Here is an 18,211-nt window from a genome sequence, read left to right as displayed (position 1 = left end):
TAGTCAGAGCAACCGATTCGCCGCGCCCAGACCGGCGCATCACTTGAAGAACAATGTCCAAACCACTGAAATCAAACGCCAAAAGTAAATCCGCCGACGATCTGTTCGGAGCCCCGGAGCCGAAGGGACGCGCTCCGGCGAAGGCTGCTTCGCGGCCCACGGGGAGTGCCGAGGCCGGCTATACGGCGGCCGATATCGAGGTGCTGGAAGGGCTGGAACCGGTCCGCCGGCGGCCCGGCATGTATATCGGCGGCACCGACGAAAAGGCGCTGCACCATTTGTTCGCCGAGGTGATCGACAACTGCATGGACGAGGCCCTCGCCGGCCACGCCACCTTCATCGACGTGGAGTTGACCACCGACGGCTTCCTGACCGTGACCGACAATGGCCGCGGCATCCCGGTCGATCCGCATCCGAAATTCCCGAAGAAGTCGGCGCTCGAAGTCATCATGTGCACGCTGCATTCGGGCGGCAAGTTCGACTCCAAGGTCTACGAGACCTCGGGCGGTCTGCACGGTGTCGGCGTCTCCGTGGTCAATGCCCTCTCCTCACGGCTCGAGGTCGAGGTCGCGCGCAGCGGGCAGCTGCATCGCATGACCTTCGAGCGCGGCCATCCCAAGGGCAAGCTCGAAGACCTCGGCAAGATCAACAACCGCCGCGGCACGCGCATCCGCTTCAAACCGGACACTGATATTTTCGGCGCCAAGGCGGCCTTCAAGCCGCAGCGTCTGTTCAAGATGACGCGCTCGAAAGCGTATCTGTTCGGCGGCGTCGAGATCCGCTGGCGCTGCGATCAGGAACTGTTGAAGGGCGTCGAAGACGTCCCGACGGAAGCCAAATTTCACTTCCCTGGCGGCCTGAAAGACTATCTGGCCGCGGCGATCCATGCCGACACGCTGGTGCATCAGGATATCTTCTCCGGCAAGTCCGGCCGCAGCGGCGCGCATGGCGCCTGCGAATGGGCGGTGGCCTGGACGGCCGATGCCGATGGCTTCCTGTCGTCCTACACCAACACGGTGCCGACGCCCGATGGCGGCACACATGAATCGGGCCTGCGCAGTGCATTGCTGCGCGGCTTGAAGGACCACGCCGAGCGCGCCGGTCAGGGCAAGCGCGCGGCCTCCATCACCTCCGAAGACGTGATGGTGGGCGCGGCCGTGATGCTCTCGGTGTTCGTGCGCGAGCCTGAATTCCAGGGCCAAACCAAGGATCGCCTCGCCACCGCCGAAGCGCAACGCATCGTCGAACAGGCGATGAAGGATCCGTTCGACCACTGGCTTTCAGGCAATCCGAACCAGGCCAACCGGCTGCTCGACTTCGTGATTGATCGCGCCGAGGAACGGCTGCGCCGCCGCCAGGAAAAGGAAACCGCGCGCAAGACCGCCGGCAAGAAGCTGCGTCTTCCCGGCAAGCTCGCGGATTGCTCCGATGCCGGCACCGAAGGCTCTGAACTTTTCATCGTCGAAGGCGACTCGGCCGGCGGCAGCGCCAAGCAGGCACGCGATCGCAAGACGCAGGCCGTGCTGCCGCTGCGCGGCAAGATCCTCAACGTCGCCTCTGCCGGCAAGGACAAGCTGACCGCCAACGCGCAGCTCTCCGATCTCGTGCAGGCGATCGGCAGCGGCACGCTCGCGCACTACCGCGAAGAGGATCTGCGCTATCAGCGCATCATCATCATGACCGACGCCGACGTCGACGGCGCGCACATCGCATCGCTCCTGATCACCTTCTTCTACCGGCAGATGCCACGGCTGATCGACGAGGGACATCTCTATCTGGCGGTGCCGCCGCTCTACAAATTGAAGCACGGCACCAAGTCGGTCTACGCCCGCGACGACGCCCACAAGGAAGAGTTGCTCAAGAGCGAATTCAACGCCAACGCCAAGGTCGAGGTGAATCGCTTCAAAGGCCTCGGCGAGATGATGCCGGCGCAGCTGAAGGAGACCACGATGGATCCGGCCAAGCGCACGCTGCTGCGCGTGGTGCTGCTTGCCGACGATCGTGAGGGCACCGCCGACTCGGTCGAGCGGCTGATGGGCACCAAGGCGGAAGCCCGCTTTGCCTTCATCTCCGACAAGGCCGAATTCGCCAGCGACGATCTGCTCGACGTTTAGGCCCCAACCAGCTGATTTGAAATGATTTTACGGCCGCCCCTCGATCGGGGCGGCCGTTTTCATTCGCGTTTTCGGAGAGTGCCCGCGGTTTCGTTTTCGGGCGGTTGTGTCTCACCCGCAACAGCATTTCCGGCGGAACCACGTATAGTCCTGACATGAGTTTCGGGAATCGGTGCGATCGCGCCCCCGTCAGCGACCCGATCGAACGCTAAAGTCGAGGATTTGGATATGAAGAAGATTTTGCTCGCTCTGACCGCGGTTGCTGCGATGACGGGTTCCGCGTCGGCTGCCGATCTGGCCGCCCGCCCCTACACCAAGGCTCCTGCCCCGATCGCAGTCGCTCCGAGCTGGACCGGCTTCTACATCTTCGGCGGTGGCGGCGGCGGCATCTGGGACGCTGACACCGGTGTCCAGTCGACCACCACGGGCGCGCCGATCCTCGGCTTCAACCAGCGCCAGGGCGGCGATGGCTGGTTCGGCACCGTCGGTGCCGGTTACGACTGGCAGACCGCCAACAGCTGGGTCCTCGGCGTGTTCGCCGACGGTCAGTTCGGCAGCCTGAAGGGCACGATCCAGGATCAGGGTCCGTTCCTCGCCGGCAACATCAAGAACGACTACAGCTGGGCCGCCGGTGCGCGCCTCGGTTATCTGGTCGCTCCGAACGTTCTTTCCTACGTCAACGCCGGTTACTCCAGCTCGCACTGGAAGGGCACCACGCTGTTCAACACTGCGTCCGCTCTCCCGTCGGGCCTGCATACCAACGGCTTCGATCGCAGCGGCTGGTTCGTCGGCGGCGGCGTCGAGAACAACCTGAACATCTTCGGCATCACCGCGCCGGGCTGGTTCATGAAGACCGAGTACCGCGCTGCCTACTACGATAGCAGGAACATCTCGGAACTCGCCGACGTCACCAACATCTCGAACGGCCGCGACATCACCTTCAAGCCGTTCGTCCAGACCATCAGCACCTCGCTGGTCTATCGCTTCAACTGGACCGGTCCGGTTGTTGCCAAGTACTGAGCTGAGTACTGATCCCTGCTGACATAGCAGACGAAAAGCCCCGGCATTGTCCGGGGCTTTTTGTTGCCTGAGCGCTGTCGAGAACGATCTCGCGCGCACGCCGCCTGGCGCAGGGCCGACCGGCCGCGCCCGGATCTGGTCAGCGCTGTGGCGATCGGGCACTCTCGCGACCGGATTCAAACCACAGCGGACAACATCAATGAGAAACGGACAGTTTGATCTCTCCGGCCGGGTCGCGATCGTCACCGGCGGCAATGGCGGCATCGGGCTTGGCATGGCGCGCGGCCTGGCGGATGCCGGCGCGGCGGTTGCCGTGGTCGGCCGCAACGAGGCGAAATCGATGGCTGCCGTCGAGGATCTCGGCCAGCGTGGCGTCAAGGCGATCGCGGTGGCAACCGACGTGACCGACAAGGCCGCCGTCGCGGCGATGGTCGAGCGGGTCATCGGCGAGCTCGGCCGGATCGACATCCTCGTCAACAACGCCGGCATGAGCATCCGCAAGCCGCCGGACGAGCTCGAGCTCGACGAGTGGAGCAAGGTGATCGACACCAACCTCACCAGCGCCTTCCTGTGCTCGAAGGCGGCCTATCCGGCGCTCAAGGCCTCGGGCCACGGCAAGATCATCAACATCGGCTCGATGATGTCGATCTTCGGCGCGAGCTTCGCTGCGGCCTATGCCGCGAGCAAGGGCGGCATCGTGCAGTACACCCGCGCCTGCGCCAACGCTTGGGCCCCCGACAACATCCAGGTCAACGCCATCCTTCCGGGCTGGATCGACACCGATCTGACGAAGGGCGCGCGCGAGCAGGTCGCCGGGCTGCACGAGCGCGTGCTCGCACGCACACCGGCGGCCCGCTGGGGAGCCATCGACGACTTCGCGGGCATCGCCGTGTTCCTGGCCTCGCCGGCGTCGGACTTCGTCACCGGCACCGCGATCCCCGTCGACGGCGGCTATTCGGTGATCGCCTGAAAACACAGGATTCATGAAACACAGGAGCCCCGGCATTTGCCGGGGCTCCTGCATCCTGTTCGCCTCAGTGTCGTTCAGTAGCGCGCGATGACCGGCGCGTCGAACTTGTAGTTCATCCGCATCACCGCCCACTGGATATCGCGCGGCTTGGCATCGAACGTGTAGGTGCCCGCCGCGGTGCCGGCGAGCTGATAGGTCTGACGCTCGAAGGCGGCGTAGTTGTATTCGACGCCGATGGTCCAGTTGCGGGTGATGCCGTATTCCCAGCCGGCGCCGACCGTCCAGCCGCTGGCCCAATGGGTCTGGCTGCCGGAGCCGGTTGCCGGCGGAAGGTTGTCGACGACGGACAGGCGGTTGTTCACGCCGGCATAGCCGCCCTTGAAATAGAGCAGGTTGTTCTGGATCGCGTAGCCGGCACGACCGACGATCGTTGCCATGACGTTCGAGCGCCAGCTGAATTGATCGTCGCGGCCGACGCCGAACACCGTGTTGGTGACGCGGCCGGAATTGTCGAGCCCGGAGATCGTGCCCTCGACGCCGAACACGAAGTTGTTGGCCTGCCAATTGTAGCCGATCTGACCGCCACCCATGAAGCCCGAGCCGCGCTGCCGAAAGCCCTGGCCGGGCGCGAGATCGCCGAACGCCGTCGTGTTCGCGCTGTTGACCCACTGCTCGTTGGTCCAGGCGCCGCCGAGATGGCCGCCAATGTAGAAGCCGGACCAGTTGTAGACCGTTTCCACATAGGCCGGCGCCTTGGTGTACGGACGGGCTGCAAGGTCGGCGGCCGACGCAGCACCGACGCCGAGCGCCGTGGTCACGGTCAGCGCGGCAATGAATTTGGCATAAGACATGGTGGCATCCCCAGATTGTCTGATGGAGACGAGCTTTCCCAGAGAGACCCTTACCAAAAGCAAACCGCGGGAACCGGTCGCGCAGAATCCATGCGCGCCGGTCTCGAATCATGTCTGTCTGTTGCAATCACGCAACTTCTAACGGCTCCTTTAAGGAGCTGTTATCCTTGATAAATTCCTTCCCTGCGCGCGACGCCCGTCAGTGCGCCGCCGGCGAATGGACGTGCTCCGGCCGCACCCCGATCGCGACAAGACGTGCCGTCAGCCCTTGCAGCCACGGCATCGCGGTAATCAACCGCAACGCGAACGGCACCGGTTGATCGCCGCCCTTCAGCGCAGCGCTGATGATGTTGTTCTGCGCAATCACCTGCATGCGTTGGGTCACCCGCACCGGGAATTCGCGGCGACGCCGCACGGCGTCGAGCTCGTCCTCCGGCGGACAGCCTTGCGCGAGCTTGGCCGCCAGGATGTTGGCGGTCGCGACCGCGTCCTGCACCGCGAGGTTGACGCCGACGCCGCCGATCGGCGACATCGCGTGCGCGGCGTCGCCGATACAGAGCAGGCCAGGACGGGTCCAGCGCGTCAGGCGATTGATCGCAACCGTAAGCAGCTTGACGTCGTCAAAACTCTTCACGTCGGCAATGCCGGCCTTGAGGATCGGCGCGAGCCGCAGCACGTCGTCGAGCAGCGCCGGCAATCCCCTCGCCTTCACGGCCTCATATTGTCCCTTGGCAATCACATAGGCGCATTGCCAATAGTCGCCGCGATCAAACGTCACCATCATCTTGCCGTGGTCGATGCGGGCGAACAGATTCTCGGTCTCGTCCCGACGCCGCCCGACGCGAAACCACAGCACGTCCATCGGCGCGCCGATCTCCTCGACGTCGAGGCCGGCATGCTCGCGCACGATCGAATGGCGGCCGTCGCAGCCGATCGTGAGATCAGCCTCGATCTCGATGGGGCCATCGGGCGTTTTCACATGGACGCCTGCAACAGCGTCGCCGCGCCGGATCAGGTCGGTTGCCTCGGCGCTCATCAAAACCTGCAGCGAGGGGAAACGCTTGCCGCTCTCGCGCAGGAAACTGAGGAAGTCCCACTGCGGCATCATGGCGATGAAAGGATATTTGACGCTGAGGCGGCTGAGGTCGGCGATCCGCACCAAGGTGCCGCCGAACATGCCTTCGAGCTTCTGGATGTCCTGGTGCGGTAGCTTCAGGAAGCCGTCGATCAGACCGAGCTCGTCCATCACCTGCAGGGTCGATGGATGCACCGTGTCGCCGCGGAAGTCGCGGAAGAAATCGGCGTGCTTCTCCAGCACCACGACATCAACGCCGGCGCGTCCGAGCAGATAGCCGAGCATCATGCCGGCCGGCCCGCCGCCGACGACGCAGCAGCGCACCTTCATCTGACGCGTCTTCGCCGTTGCCGGATTGCCTGCATCCATGATGCCGTCCTTATCGCTGCCTCGCCGACTGTAACGCAGACCGGATGACAAGGATGCTGTGCTATCGCCTGAACGTCTTGATTTCCGACACGCTGCCGTCGCGGTAGGTCAGCTCCACCGAAACCGACTTGGTCTGCGGCGCGAGCTTCAGATAGGGCTGCGCGTCGGACGGGATTGCGCTCGGATCGCGCGAATTGCAGGCCGGCATCTTCAGGACCTTGTCCGGTACCGCGGTGTCGATGCCGATCCGCACCTCGCGGATCGCGCAGCGGTACGACATCAGGTGCGTGTAGTAGACGAGCAACCCGTTGAACTCGCGGAACGACAGCCAGCTCGTCGCGGTCATGTCGAGGATCTTGCGCTGGTCGCGGATCAGCGCAGCGTCGGGATCGAACTTGATCGGGAACGGCCCTTGCATCTCGCCCTGCGTATCGACATAGCGAAGCTCGATCGTGGCCGCCGGCGCATCGGCCGGCAGCTCGATCGATGGATTGGGCATCCGCTTGCGCGTGCGCGGGTCGAGCGTGTCCATGAAGCCGGTTTCGCGGAAATCGCCGCTATCGCCGATCCGCCAGGAGATGCCGAGCGTCGGATCAGCGATCGAGAACACGACGGTCCAGCCGCCATTGTGCCGCGAGAAGCTCGCGATCGGCGCGTTGATGGAATCGTCCTTCGGCAGCTTCGGCACCGAGACCGGCGGCAGCGCGGCCACCTGCTGCGGCGGAGCCGACGGCTTGGCCGCCTCGGCCTGCCCCTTCGCGATCCCGTTCAGGAAGACGTCGTCGACCATCTGGTCGAAATAGACCGGGATCTGCTTGTGCTTCACGGTCTCGGCCATCTCGCTGACCAGGCGCCGGGTACGCTGGGCGACCTGCACCAGGTTTTCACCGGGCTGCAGCAACTCCCTGGCAAAGGTTCGCGTGAACACCGAATTGGGATTGGCGTCGTCGTTCGAGAGCCGGTCGAGCGCGGTCTGGCGCGGCCCCGCCGAAAACACCGAGAACACGCCTTCGGGCAGCTGCGTCATCGGCGCGAGGCCACCGCCGCCGGCAACGGCGCGCGTGCCGGCGCGCTCGAACGGATTGTTGCGGCAGGCGTCGAACACCAGGATCGAGGTCCGCGCCTTCTTGTTCTGCAACCGCTCGATGATGCGGTCGGCGAGAACCGAAGCGTCGCGCACCAGCTCCTCCTGCCCTTCGGTGGCGGCCGGCACGTCGGTCGGCAGCAGGAAATTCTGGCCCGCGATCTCGAAGCCGTGACCGGCATAGAAGAAGAACGCGGTGTCGCCGGGTTCCACGGCGCGGTCGAAGGCGAGCAGCGTCTCGGAGAACGCCTGCCGGTTCAAATTCTCGGCCACCATGACGTTGAAACCGAGCTGCTTCAGCGTGTCGCCCATGGTGCGGGCGTCGTTGACCGCCTTCTGCAGCTTGGGCACGTTCCTGTAATCATTGTTGCCGATCACCAGCGCGACGCGCTTTTCAGCCTGGGCGGGCGCCGCCGATGCGACAAAGGCGGCCGCCAACAGGGCCGCTGAAAGTCTCGAAAGCCAGCTCTTCATCCCAATTCCCGCCTGCACGACAAGTGCGCCGCTCGTGCGACCGCCGCCTAATAGTCGGATCAGCCGTTTGGCCGGTTCAAGGCCGACGCCGAATGGCCGTCGTGACCGCCCCCTTGGCGTCCCTCTTGGCCCCCATGAGGCGTCCCGTCCGTTCCAGGTCAAGTTTCTTTTTACGGCCCGCGTGATAGATTTCGGCTTCCATCCGGCGCGAGCTCTCCGCACGTCCCAAGGGCATTCCAGGGGCTTTTCCGTGTACACATGGTCCACTGAGCAAGTCGATCCCCGGGATCGCTTCGACTATTGGCGCGAGGTCCGCGCCAAGGGGTTGTTCGGCGTCACCGCAGAACTCGAACCCGAGCACCGCCGCGACTTCTTCGGCGAGTTCTCGCTGCGCCAGCTCGGCGATGCCGGGCTGGTCGAGCTGCGTGCCTCGCCCTACCGCGTCGAGCGGCGCGCCGGCGACATCGCGGACGCGCGCAGCGACAGCCTGTGCATCTACCAGCAGCTCGGCGGTGGCGGTTGGTTCGGCGGCGCGCGGCTCGATGAATTCGCGGTGCGCGACGGCATGTTCGCGACCAGCTATTCGGACCTGCCCTATCGCACCGTTCCGCTGCGCGATGACGGCTTCCATTTGCGCATCATCAAGATCCCGGTGACGAACATCGTCCCGCCGGGTGCCGAGCTCGGCGAACTGGTCCCGAGGCCCATGCAGGATGAGGCCGCGCTGCGGCCACTGCTGGAATCCTGCTTCCGCGACCTCGTCGAAGGCCATGACGCCACCGCGGCGGACGCGGCCCCGATGGTGCAGGCGCTCGCCCATATCGCGCTGATCGAGCGCGGCATCATGCGGCCAAAGAGCCGGCTCGCGCAGCAGGCCCTGCGAAGCGCCCATCTATCGCTGGCCCGCCGCCTGATCCAGCGGCATCTCTCGAGCGCGGCGCTGACGCCAACCCTGATTGCCGGCCTGCTCGGCATCTCGGTCCGTCACCTGCACATCCTGTTCGAGGAAACGGAGCAGACCTTCTCCGAGACGGTCACCGCGCTTCGGCTCGCGCAAAGCCGCCGCCTGCTCCGTGAGCAGTCCGGGCAGACGATCGCCGAGGTCGCGTTTGCCTGCGGCTTCGAGAGTCTCGCGACGTTCTACCGCCTCTTCAATGCATCCGAATCGATGACCCCAGGCGACTACCGGGCACGGGTGGCCTGACCGTCGATCCAGACCGGCCGGGACACCGGGCACTTGCGGGTTGCTAAAGCGCCGTGATGCCCGTAATCGGAATTCCCTGCGTCACGCGCCGTCCCTCGTCCCCGGAATCCTGATGTCGAAGAAGATGATCAAGCCTGGACCTGACCTGCTGGCGCAGGTCAATCAGGCTTTTCTCGACTACGGCTATAGCGGGCTGTCGATGGTCGGGCTGGCCAAGGTCTGCGGTTTCACGCAGCGCGCGCTGTATTACTACTTCAGCAACAAGGAAGAGGCGTTTCGCGCCGTCATCGCCTGGCGCCACGTCGAGGACGTGGCACTCGCGCTGGAGGCCGGCCACACCGTGCGGGCGAAGGGCGGCGGCGCGCTGGATATTTTCGCGACGATTCTCAACGTCCGCTACGGCGAGACGCGGCGCCGCCTCACCCGTTCGCCGCACACCGTCGAGCTCAATGCCGAGGCCTTCAGGCGCGGCCGCGATTTGATGATCAAATCCGCCGTCTCGTTCCAGGCTGATCTGGAAAGACTGGTGATCGACTTGCAGGCCGCACGGCTCCTGAAGCTGAACGGCGAATTCAAACCAGCGCAGATCGCGCAGGCCCTTGCGGACGGCGCACGTGCCGTCAACCAGGCGCTGCCGCCGATCGCCCGTGACGACTTCTCGGCCCGCTACCGCCAGATGTGCGCGATGGTGCTCTACGGCTGCGCCGTGATGCCGAAGCGGAAGTAACCCGCACGACGGCCCGCGCGCGCCGCGGTCACCCTTCAGCAAAACCCTCCCGACCACCGACCATCAGGGACCGGCCGGACTATTTCGCCGGGCCGTGAATAAGTTTTTACGCATAATGTTACCTATTTCATATTTTACATGGTTATGTGAAATATAGGATATTGCATCGCAAGACCTTTGGAGACGTCTCGAATGGCTGACATGGGACAAACCGACGACCCGACCGATCGTGGCGCGATCCCACGTCCTCTGCACCGAAGTGATCAGCCTGCGCGCATTGAGAAGATAATTTCCGGCGATTTCGCCAGAACCACGCTGGCGCTTCGCCCGGGCTCGGCACAGCCAATTTCCTTACCGGCGACGCGCGCTCCGATGCAGAGCGAGGGGTCACGCACGATGCGCAGCAAGCAAGAGGATCACAGCCCGGAAACGCCATCGACCGGCCCGGCTCGCGCTCTCGCCCCCGATGCCGTGGACCTGCGCGTGGATCAGACTGCCGCCCTCGCGCTTGCGCGTCGGAGTTCTCCGGCGACTAGCAATCGCGGCTGGGCGCCGTTACTCGAAGCCTGCCTTGCCGATTTCAAGGAGGCCACCGAGGCCGGTGATACCGCGAGCATTCCTGCGCTGGTCAAGATCGTGGCGGACCTCGCGTTGATCGAGCGCGGCACGATCAGGCCGGGCGGCCGCCGCGCCCAGCAGGCGCTGCGCGCCGGCCGGCTCAGCCTCGCGCGCCGCCTGATCACGCGCCATCTCGCGAAGCCGACGCTGTCGCCAGGGATGGTCGCCGAGATGCTCGGCGTCTCGGTCCGCTACCTGCACGTCCTGTTCGAAGCGACGGGGGCCAGCTTTTCGCAGACCGTCACCGCCCAGCGCCTGAGCGAAAGCCGCAGGCTGCTTTGTGAAAAGCCGCCGCGATCGATCGCCGATATCGCGCTCGCCTGTGGGTTCGGCAGCCTCGCCACCTTCTACCGGATATTCAGCGCATCCGAGGGCCTGACGCCGGGCGAGTACCGGGCTGCGGGGCTCTAGGACGACGGCACCGCGCGGCGGCACTGCGCTCGCGCCGATCCGATGCGGCCCGTGCAGCATCGTGCCGAGCGGCCACACCTGGGCTGCTTTCTGCGGCAGGGGCGCCCTGGATCGAACGGTATGCGCGCACTGAGAAGACAGCGCACGACCGTTGCGCGAGAAACATGCAGATACAATGGGGCGTGGGGCAAGGTTATGATCGGCATCGGCGGCAGGCTGACGATGTGGCGCGGCGCGCTGCTCGGCTCGGCGTCACTGATTGCGATGGCTTCCACGGCCGAGGCGGCGGTCTACTGCTCGGGCGTCGGCACCGCCAACGTGCTCTGCGACGCCGACCATCCGTCGGACGGCGGGCTCAACACGAGTTTCAACGGTGACGTCACCGTGAATATCAACGCCGGCGCCGGGATCACCACAGGCGGCGTGTTCGTGAGCGCCTCCCGCAGCATCACGGTCAATCACAACCAGCCCGCAGGCATCACAGGATCCCAGTACGACGGCATCCAGCTCCTCGGTAGCGGCGCCCCGATCACCTACACGGGCTCGGCCGACGTCACCGCCAATTGGTACGCAATCCATGTCTATGGCAGCGGTCCGGTCTCGATTACGCAGACCTCAGGCACGGTCACGGCCAACACCGGCATCGGTGTCTCGAGCGCAGGACCGGGGGTAGCGTCAACATCAACACGGTTGGCAGCCAGATCGTGGCACCGAACGGCACTGGAATCTTCGTCGACAGCAGCGGCAGCCAATCCGACGTCACGATCGCCACAGGCGCAGTCACCGGCAATACGACCCAAACCGGCGGCGGAATCTACGTCCGGATGGGACAGAGCACCCAAACTGCGCGCAATCTTTCCGTCACGACCAACGGCGCGGTCGTCGGCGGCATCTATCTCCAGAATGCTGGCATCGGCACCGTCGATCTCACCACGAATGCGAACGTCCTTGGGGGTATCAACCTCCAGGCCAGCAATTCAGCCAACACCAATGCGTTCACGGTGAAGCTCAATCAGGATGTCAGTGGCAACGTCAGTCTGCTGAACTACGGCACCGGCACCAACACGGTCCGGACACGCGGCATCACGGGCGGGACGCTGGCGGTGTCCGGCGGCGGCGGCGTCAACAACAGCCTCGTCGTCGACGGCAATATTGCCAAGGGCAACGGCCCCGACCAGAGCTATTACGGCACCCTGGCCTCCGTCGGCTTTTCCGGCGCCGGCACCAACATCGCGACCTTCAATGGCGATATTTCCGGCACCTACGACACCAGGACTTCAACGTTTCATACGCAAGGCGGCACCGTCGCCGGCCTGTCCGCCGGGCTGGGAAGCACATCCAGCGACGGCTCGGCGACGCTGAACGTCAACGGATCGATCTCGATCACCGGCATGTCACGGTCAGGCGACGCCGCAAATGTGATTGGAGCGAGCATGTCAGCTTCTGGCGTAACTCCGGCCGATTTCAATTTGCACGGCGCGGTGACGGCAACGTCGATCAGCGACACCGCGTCGAAGGTCGTCGGCATCAGCGCGGGACAATACAATCTTGGCACGATGCGGTTGACGACCGATGGCGCCGTGACGGCCACCGCGATCGGCCCCGGCAACACCGCGACCGGTATTACGGCCTCAGGCACCAGCTTTGGGCCAACTGTCAACACCGGCACGCTCATCGTTCGCGCCAATGGCGACGTGACCGCGGCCGCGGACGGTGCCGCGACCGGCATCGCGCTGAGCCGCGGCATTTCCAGGTTCTCGACCATCACCGCGGGACTCGGCGGCATCGACCTCGCCACCAAGGGCACTGTGCGCGCCACCTCGACCAGCGCTGCGGCGATCGGCATCAGCGGCATCATTACCCATGGCACCGACAACGCCGCAACGCTGGCGCTACGCGCGGAAGGCAATGTCATTGCGAACGGCCTCGCCGCTGGCAGCTACGGCATCTTCGCCCGGCGCGACGGTCTCGGCGACATCAGGATCGACGCGCTGGCCGGCGTGCAAAGCACGGGCATCGGCATATCCGCCTCGCGCTCGACACCAGGCAACATCTTCATCACCACCGGCACCTTCGTCACCGGCACCACCGGCATCACGACGTCGGGCGGCACCACCACGCTGATCGCCAACGGCACCATCACCGGCACCGGTGGCACCGCGGTGCAGTTCGGCGGCACCAACGACGTGTTGCAGGTCCAGTCCGGCGCCGTGTTCAACGGCAGCATCGTCGGCAGCGGGACCAGTATCGTGCAGTTCGGCGGCACGACCGCGTCAAGTTTCGACCTGTCGAAACTCGGCAGCGGCTTCGCCAATTTCGGGGTTCTTGCAGGCTCGAACTGGAGCTTCACCGGCAACAACTCGAACTTTGCCGGCTCCGTCAATGTGGACAGCGTGTTCATCCTCAACGGCGCGCTGCCGAACGCCAGCGTGACGGTCGGCCCGACCGGGACGCTCGGCGGCAACGGCACCATCGGCAACGCGACCATCAGCGGCACGCTGTCGCCCGGCAATTCGCCGGGGACGATCACGATGGCGAGCCTGACGATGACGTCAGCGGCGACCTATCTGGTGCAGGTCACCAACACGATCAGCGACAAGGCGATCGTGACCGGCGCGGCCAACATCGCCGGCAAGGTTGTCGTCGATCCACTCGAACGGATCACCAGGAAAACCACCTACACGATCGTGAACGCAGGAACGCTGAGCGGCACGTTCGGCTCGGCAAGCCTGCTGCTCGCCAACAACCTCGCCCGCAATCCAGTACTGAGCTATGTCGGCAACGACGTGCTGCTGTCGGTCGATCCCGGCCTGCTCTCCCCGGTCCTGCCGGCCAACGCCGGCATCAACCACAAGAGCGTCGCGGGTGCGATCGACAACGGCCTGCTCGGCGGCGCCAACCTCTCCAACCCGTTCAGCGCGATCTTCAAGCTGTCGGGCGACAACCTCCTCAACGGCCTGACCCAGGTCTCCGGCGAGACCGCCGCCGGATCGCAGCAGACCACCTTCAACGCCATGAACCAGTTCATGGGCACGATGCTCGATCCCTTCATCGACGGCCGCGGCGCGACGGCGATGCCGGCCGGCGCCACGCCCTACGCTGACAACAACTCGCTGGCCTATGCCGCCAGGCGTTCGACCAGCGACGCCTCCGCGGCCATCTACCGCAAGGCGCCGATTGCCGAGAGCTACGATCCACGCTGGAGCGTGTGGGCGGCGGCGTACGGCGGCTCGCAGACCACGGACGGCAACGCCGCCCTCGGCTCGAACAACACCACAAGCCAAGCGTTCGGCACCGCCATCGGCGCCGACTACCGCTTCTCGCCCAACACCATCGCAGGCTTCGCGCTCGCCGGCGGCGGCACCAATTTTGGCGTCACCAACGGTGGCGGTGGCCGATCGGACCTGTTCCAGGCCGGCGCCTTCGTGCGGCACAATGTGGGTGCCGCCTATGTCGCGGCCGCCCTCGCCTATGGCTGGCAGGATATCACCACCGATCGCACCGTGACGGTGGCCGGCATCGATCGGCTGCGCGCCGAGTTCAATGCCAATGCCTGGTCCGGCCGCGTCGAGGGCGGCTACCGCTTCGTCGCCCCCTGGATCGGGGGCATCGGTCTCACGCCCTATGTCGCCGGCCAGTTCATGACATTCCAACTTCCCGGCTACGCCGAACAGGCCATCGTCGGCGCCAACACCTTTGCGCTGGCCTACAACGCCAAGAGCGTCACCGACAGCCGCACCGAGCTCGGCCTGCGCGCCGACAAATCCTTCGCGCTCTCCAATGCGGTTCTGACGCTGCGCGGCCGCGCTGCCTGGGCGCATGATTTCAACCCCGACCGCAGCGTTGCCGCGACCTTCCAGACCCTGCCCGGCGCGAGCTTCGCCGTGAACGGCGCGGCCCAGGCCTCCGACTCTGCCCTGACCACCGCCGCCGCCGAACTGAAATGGGCCGACGGCTGGTCGGCGCTCGCAAGCTTTGAGGGCGAATTCTCCAACGTGACCCGCTCCTACGCCGGCAAAGGCGTGGTCCGATATGCATGGTAGGCCGGCCCGACCCGCGGTGGGGCCGGCGCGGCGGATTTAAGGGGAAAAGCAGCGCCAACACCCTCGCCGAGGCTCCGCCGTCGGATACCGGGCCAGTGATTCATTTGACCGCCAAATGACGGAAACGGCGGTTATTTTGGCGAAAACGTTAAGCTTTTTCCGCTATCGGCTGGTTCCAAGATTGACTTTACCGCTTTCGCCCCTATGTTGCGGGCAACGCGGCCCTCGGATCGAAACGCGATTCGTCAGGTTTGCCGTCCGTCAGCGTTAGCCAGAGCCCCCGAGCTTTATAGAAAAGCGAGCCGTTTCGGGGCCGAACGCGACAGCCTTTTACCTGCGATGCCGAACGGCGGTTTCGACCAGAGGCTCAATGTCTTTTTCCAATCTAGGCCTGTCCGATAAGGTCCTCGCCGCAGTTGCGGCTACCGGTTACACCACCCCCACTCCCATCCAGGAACAGGCAATCCCGCACGTCCTCGCCCGGCGCGACGTCCTCGGCATTGCCCAGACCGGCACCGGCAAGACCGCTGCCTTCGTTCTCCCGATGCTCACCCTGCTCGAGAAGGGCCGCGCGCGGGCACGCATGCCGCGCACCCTGATCCTCGAGCCGACCCGCGAGCTTGCCGCGCAGGTGAAGGAGCAGTTCGACAAATATGGCGCCGGTCAGAAATTGAACGTGGCGCTGCTGATCGGCGGCGTCTCGTTCGGCGACCAGGACTCCAAGCTGATGCGCGGCGTCGACGTCCTGATCGCAACGCCCGGCCGCCTGCTCGACCACACCGAGCGCGGCGGATTGCTGCTCACCGGCGTCGAGCTGCTGGTGATCGACGAAGCCGACCGCATGCTCGACATGGGCTTCATTCCCGACATCGAACGCATCTGCAAGCTCGTCCCGTTCACGCGGCAGACCCTGTTCTTCACCGCGACGATGCCCCCGGAGATCAGCCGCATCACCGAGGCCTTCCTGCACAATCCTGCGCGGATCGAAGTCTCCAAACCCGCAACCACCGCCGTCACCGTCACGCAACTGCAGGTCCCGGCCGGTCGTGAGGCGCATGACAAGCGCGAGATCCTCCGCCGCCTGCTGCGCGACGCCAAGGACCTCAACAACGCGATTATCTTCTGCAATCGCAAGCGCGAAGTCGCCGTCCTTCACAAATCACTCCAGAAGCACGGCTTCAGTGTCGGCGCCCTCCACGGCGATATGGATCAGTCCGCCCGCACCGCGGCGCTGGATCAATTCCGCAAGGGCGATATCCCGCTGCTCGTCGCCTCCGACGTCGCCGCCCGTGGCCTCGACATTCCCGCGGTGAGCCACGTCTTCAATTTCGACGTGCCGCACCACCCCGATGATTACGTCCACCGCATCGGCCGCACCGGCCGCGCCGGACGCACCGGTACCGCGATCTCCATCGTCACCTCGCTCGACAGCAAGTCGATAACTGCGATCGAGAAGCTGATCGGCCAGCCGATCCCGCGCGCCGAGGGCGACTTCACCGTTCGCAGCGAGGCCTCCGACGAGGACGCCGCGCCGCGCCGCTCGCGCAGCCGCGAAGGTTCGCGCGACGGCGCCCGCGGCGGCCGCAAGCCGCGACGTGAACGCGAGCCGCGTCAGGGTGAACGCGAGGCGCGTCACGGTGAGCGCGAGCCGCGTCAGGACCAGGAGCCCCGCCAGGAGCGTGCAGCCAAGCCGGAGCGCGAACCGCGCCACGGCCGCGGCACCTCGCCCCGGGCCACCCCGTCGCACGTGCCGTCGATCGGGCGTGCCGAGCCATCGCGGCCGCAGCGCGAGGTGGACCACGAGCCCGCCGATCATTCGCACCTGCCCGCCTTCCTGCTGCGGCCTGTGCGCGCACGCGCCTAAGGCCGGCTCCGATGCCGCCGCACCAGCGGCGGTTTTCCCCGGTCGCCGCGGGCGACCGACGCACACGGTGATCCCTCGCGTTTGAAGCAAAGCGCGCAGTTTTCGCGGCGCAATGGCGAGCAAGGGAAGCTTGCGAAAGCCGAGCCCGACCTACGCCGGAATCGAGCTCGTATGACGTTAGTCGCGCCGAAATCCCCGTAGTTCCACTATTTACCTTGCCTTCATTCTCGTCCCGTACCTTCGCGCCAATTAATTTAGTCATTGCTGCCGGGCATGACCGGCATTGCGTGCATTGAGGACGTAACAGTGGTCAAGCTGCTGGACGAACACGAACGTACGTTGGCCTTTGCCGAAGTTGCGCTTGGTCAGATCCGCTCGCTCCGCCAGACTGCCGTGCCGCGCAACTACGAAATCTGGTACGTCTACGCGACCGGATACAACGCACCGCTCAACAAGGTCATCAACGAGACGCTGGCGCGAAGCGGCAAGCTCTCTGAATCCGATCTCGAGCAGATCTACGAAACCTACCTTTCGCACATCAAGACATCGGACCGCATCGACAAGGTCGGCGCGCGCGTCATCGGCGAGATCGACGCCGTCATGCGGCTGATCACCGATGCGCTCGGCGTGTCCGCGACCTACGACGCGAGCCTCGTCGGCGCCAGCGACCGGCTCTCGACCGCGACCACCCGCGACCAGATCAAGACCATCGTCGAGGGGCTGGCCAAATCCACGCGCGAGATGCGCGAGACCAATCAGGCATTGGAGAACCGGCTCGCGCTATCAAAGTCGGAGATCAGCGACCTGCAACACAGCCTTGAGGCGATCCGCGCCGAGAGCCTGACCGATCCGCTCACCGGCCTCGGCAACCGGAAATATTTCGACCGCTCGATCGACATGGCGGTGCAGACTGCGCTCGCCAGCGGCGAGCCGCTGTCGCTGCTGATGTTCGACATCGATCACTTCAAGTCGTTCAACGATTCCTACGGCCATCTCACCGGCGATCAGGTCCTGCGGCTGGTGGCGCAAACGCTGAAGCAGACCATAAAGGGCCAGGACATCACCGCCCGCTATGGCGGCGAGGAATTCGCGGTGGTGCTGCCCAACACCGCGCTGCGCCAGGCGCTGACGGTCGCCGACCACATCCGCCGTGCCGTGATGGCCAAGGAGCTGAAGAAGAAGTCGACCGGCGAGATCCTCGGCCGTGTCACGATCTCGGTCGGCGTCTCAATACTGAAGCCGGCCGACGACACGGATTCCCTGATCGAGCGCGCCGACGCCTGCCTCTATGCCGCCAAGCACGCCGGCCGCAACCGCGTGATCTGCGAAGCCGACCCGGAATACAGCGCCGAGACCCAGACCCGGGTGGCGTGACCTCCGAGCGTGC

Annotated in this window: 13 protein-coding genes; 9 read left to right on the top strand and 4 right to left on the bottom strand. The window is 65.1% G+C overall.

What is annotated here, in order from left to right:
* The first annotated feature begins 53 nt into the window (after positions 1-53).
* The 3 genes from parE to ACVIGB_RS06985 all read left to right on the top strand — a co-directional run bounded on the left by parE (position 54) and on the right by ACVIGB_RS06985 (position 4,104).
* Positions 54-2,114 carry a DNA topoisomerase IV subunit B gene (gene parE / locus ACVIGB_RS06995; protein WP_173643374.1) on the top strand — a complete coding sequence of 687 codons (2,061 nt, stop codon included), beginning with the start codon at positions 54-56 and terminating at the stop codon, positions 2,112-2,114.
* 228 nt (positions 2,115-2,342) lie between these two features.
* Complete coding sequence (locus ACVIGB_RS06990; RefSeq protein WP_456723259.1) at positions 2,343-3,134, top strand: outer membrane protein; 792 nt, start codon at positions 2,343-2,345, stop codon at positions 3,132-3,134.
* A gap of 199 nt (positions 3,135-3,333) precedes the next feature.
* Positions 3,334-4,104, top strand: coding sequence for a glucose 1-dehydrogenase (locus ACVIGB_RS06985; protein WP_456723260.1), 771 nt, complete (start codon positions 3,334-3,336; stop codon positions 4,102-4,104).
* Positions 4,105-4,178: 74 nt separating this feature from the next.
* On the opposite strand, the gene ACVIGB_RS06980 is transcribed toward ACVIGB_RS06985, so the two are convergent.
* From ACVIGB_RS06980 to ACVIGB_RS06970, 3 genes are all read right to left on the bottom strand, one after another.
* Positions 4,179-4,955: an outer membrane protein gene (locus tag ACVIGB_RS06980; RefSeq protein WP_456723261.1), complete on the bottom strand. Its 777-nt coding sequence runs from the start codon at positions 4,953-4,955 to the stop codon at positions 4,179-4,181.
* A gap of 199 nt (positions 4,956-5,154) precedes the next feature.
* On the bottom strand, positions 5,155-6,399 hold the full coding sequence (locus ACVIGB_RS06975; RefSeq protein ID WP_456723262.1) for an FAD-dependent oxidoreductase: 1,245 nt from the start codon (positions 6,397-6,399) through the stop codon (positions 5,155-5,157).
* Between the two features lie 61 nt (positions 6,400-6,460).
* Positions 6,461-7,957, bottom strand: coding sequence for a caspase family protein (locus ACVIGB_RS06970; RefSeq protein WP_456723263.1), 1,497 nt, complete (start codon positions 7,955-7,957; stop codon positions 6,461-6,463).
* 250 nt (positions 7,958-8,207) lie between these two features.
* Here ACVIGB_RS06970 and ACVIGB_RS06965 point away from each other — a divergent pair, with 250 nt between their 5' ends.
* The 3 genes from ACVIGB_RS06965 to ACVIGB_RS06955 all read left to right on the top strand — a co-directional run bounded on the left by ACVIGB_RS06965 (position 8,208) and on the right by ACVIGB_RS06955 (position 10,917).
* On the top strand, positions 8,208-9,161 hold the full coding sequence (locus ACVIGB_RS06965) for a helix-turn-helix transcriptional regulator (RefSeq protein WP_456723264.1): 954 nt from the start codon (positions 8,208-8,210) through the stop codon (positions 9,159-9,161).
* 112 nt (positions 9,162-9,273) lie between these two features.
* Positions 9,274-9,888, top strand: coding sequence for a TetR/AcrR family transcriptional regulator (locus ACVIGB_RS06960; protein ID WP_456723265.1), 615 nt, complete (start codon positions 9,274-9,276; stop codon positions 9,886-9,888).
* A gap of 192 nt (positions 9,889-10,080) precedes the next feature.
* Positions 10,081-10,917, top strand: coding sequence for a helix-turn-helix transcriptional regulator (locus ACVIGB_RS06955; protein WP_456749120.1), 837 nt, complete (start codon positions 10,081-10,083; stop codon positions 10,915-10,917).
* Positions 10,918-11,207: 290 nt separating this feature from the next.
* Here ACVIGB_RS06955 and ACVIGB_RS06950 read toward each other — a convergent pair whose 3' ends face one another.
* Positions 11,208-11,375, bottom strand: coding sequence for a hypothetical protein (locus tag ACVIGB_RS06950; protein WP_456723267.1), 168 nt, complete (start codon positions 11,373-11,375; stop codon positions 11,208-11,210).
* Between the two features lie 246 nt (positions 11,376-11,621).
* Between ACVIGB_RS06950 and ACVIGB_RS06945 the strand changes: the two genes are divergently transcribed.
* The 3 genes from ACVIGB_RS06945 to ACVIGB_RS06935 all read left to right on the top strand — a co-directional run bounded on the left by ACVIGB_RS06945 (position 11,622) and on the right by ACVIGB_RS06935 (position 18,198).
* Positions 11,622-14,960, top strand: coding sequence for an autotransporter outer membrane beta-barrel domain-containing protein (locus ACVIGB_RS06945; RefSeq protein ID WP_456723268.1), 3,339 nt, complete (start codon positions 11,622-11,624; stop codon positions 14,958-14,960).
* A gap of 370 nt (positions 14,961-15,330) precedes the next feature.
* Positions 15,331-16,824, top strand: coding sequence for a DEAD/DEAH box helicase (locus ACVIGB_RS06940; protein WP_456723269.1), 1,494 nt, complete (start codon positions 15,331-15,333; stop codon positions 16,822-16,824).
* Between the two features lie 306 nt (positions 16,825-17,130).
* A complete protein-coding gene (locus ACVIGB_RS06935; RefSeq protein WP_456723270.1) occupies positions 17,131-18,198 on the top strand; it encodes a GGDEF domain-containing protein in 1,068 nt (355 codons plus the stop codon).
* The last annotated feature ends 13 nt before the right edge of the window (positions 18,199-18,211 follow it).

This window comes from Bradyrhizobium sp. USDA 4341, assembly GCF_054063755.1.
The sequence above is the reverse complement of the archived record's forward strand: the minus strand, read 5'-3'. Positions and strand labels throughout refer to the sequence as shown.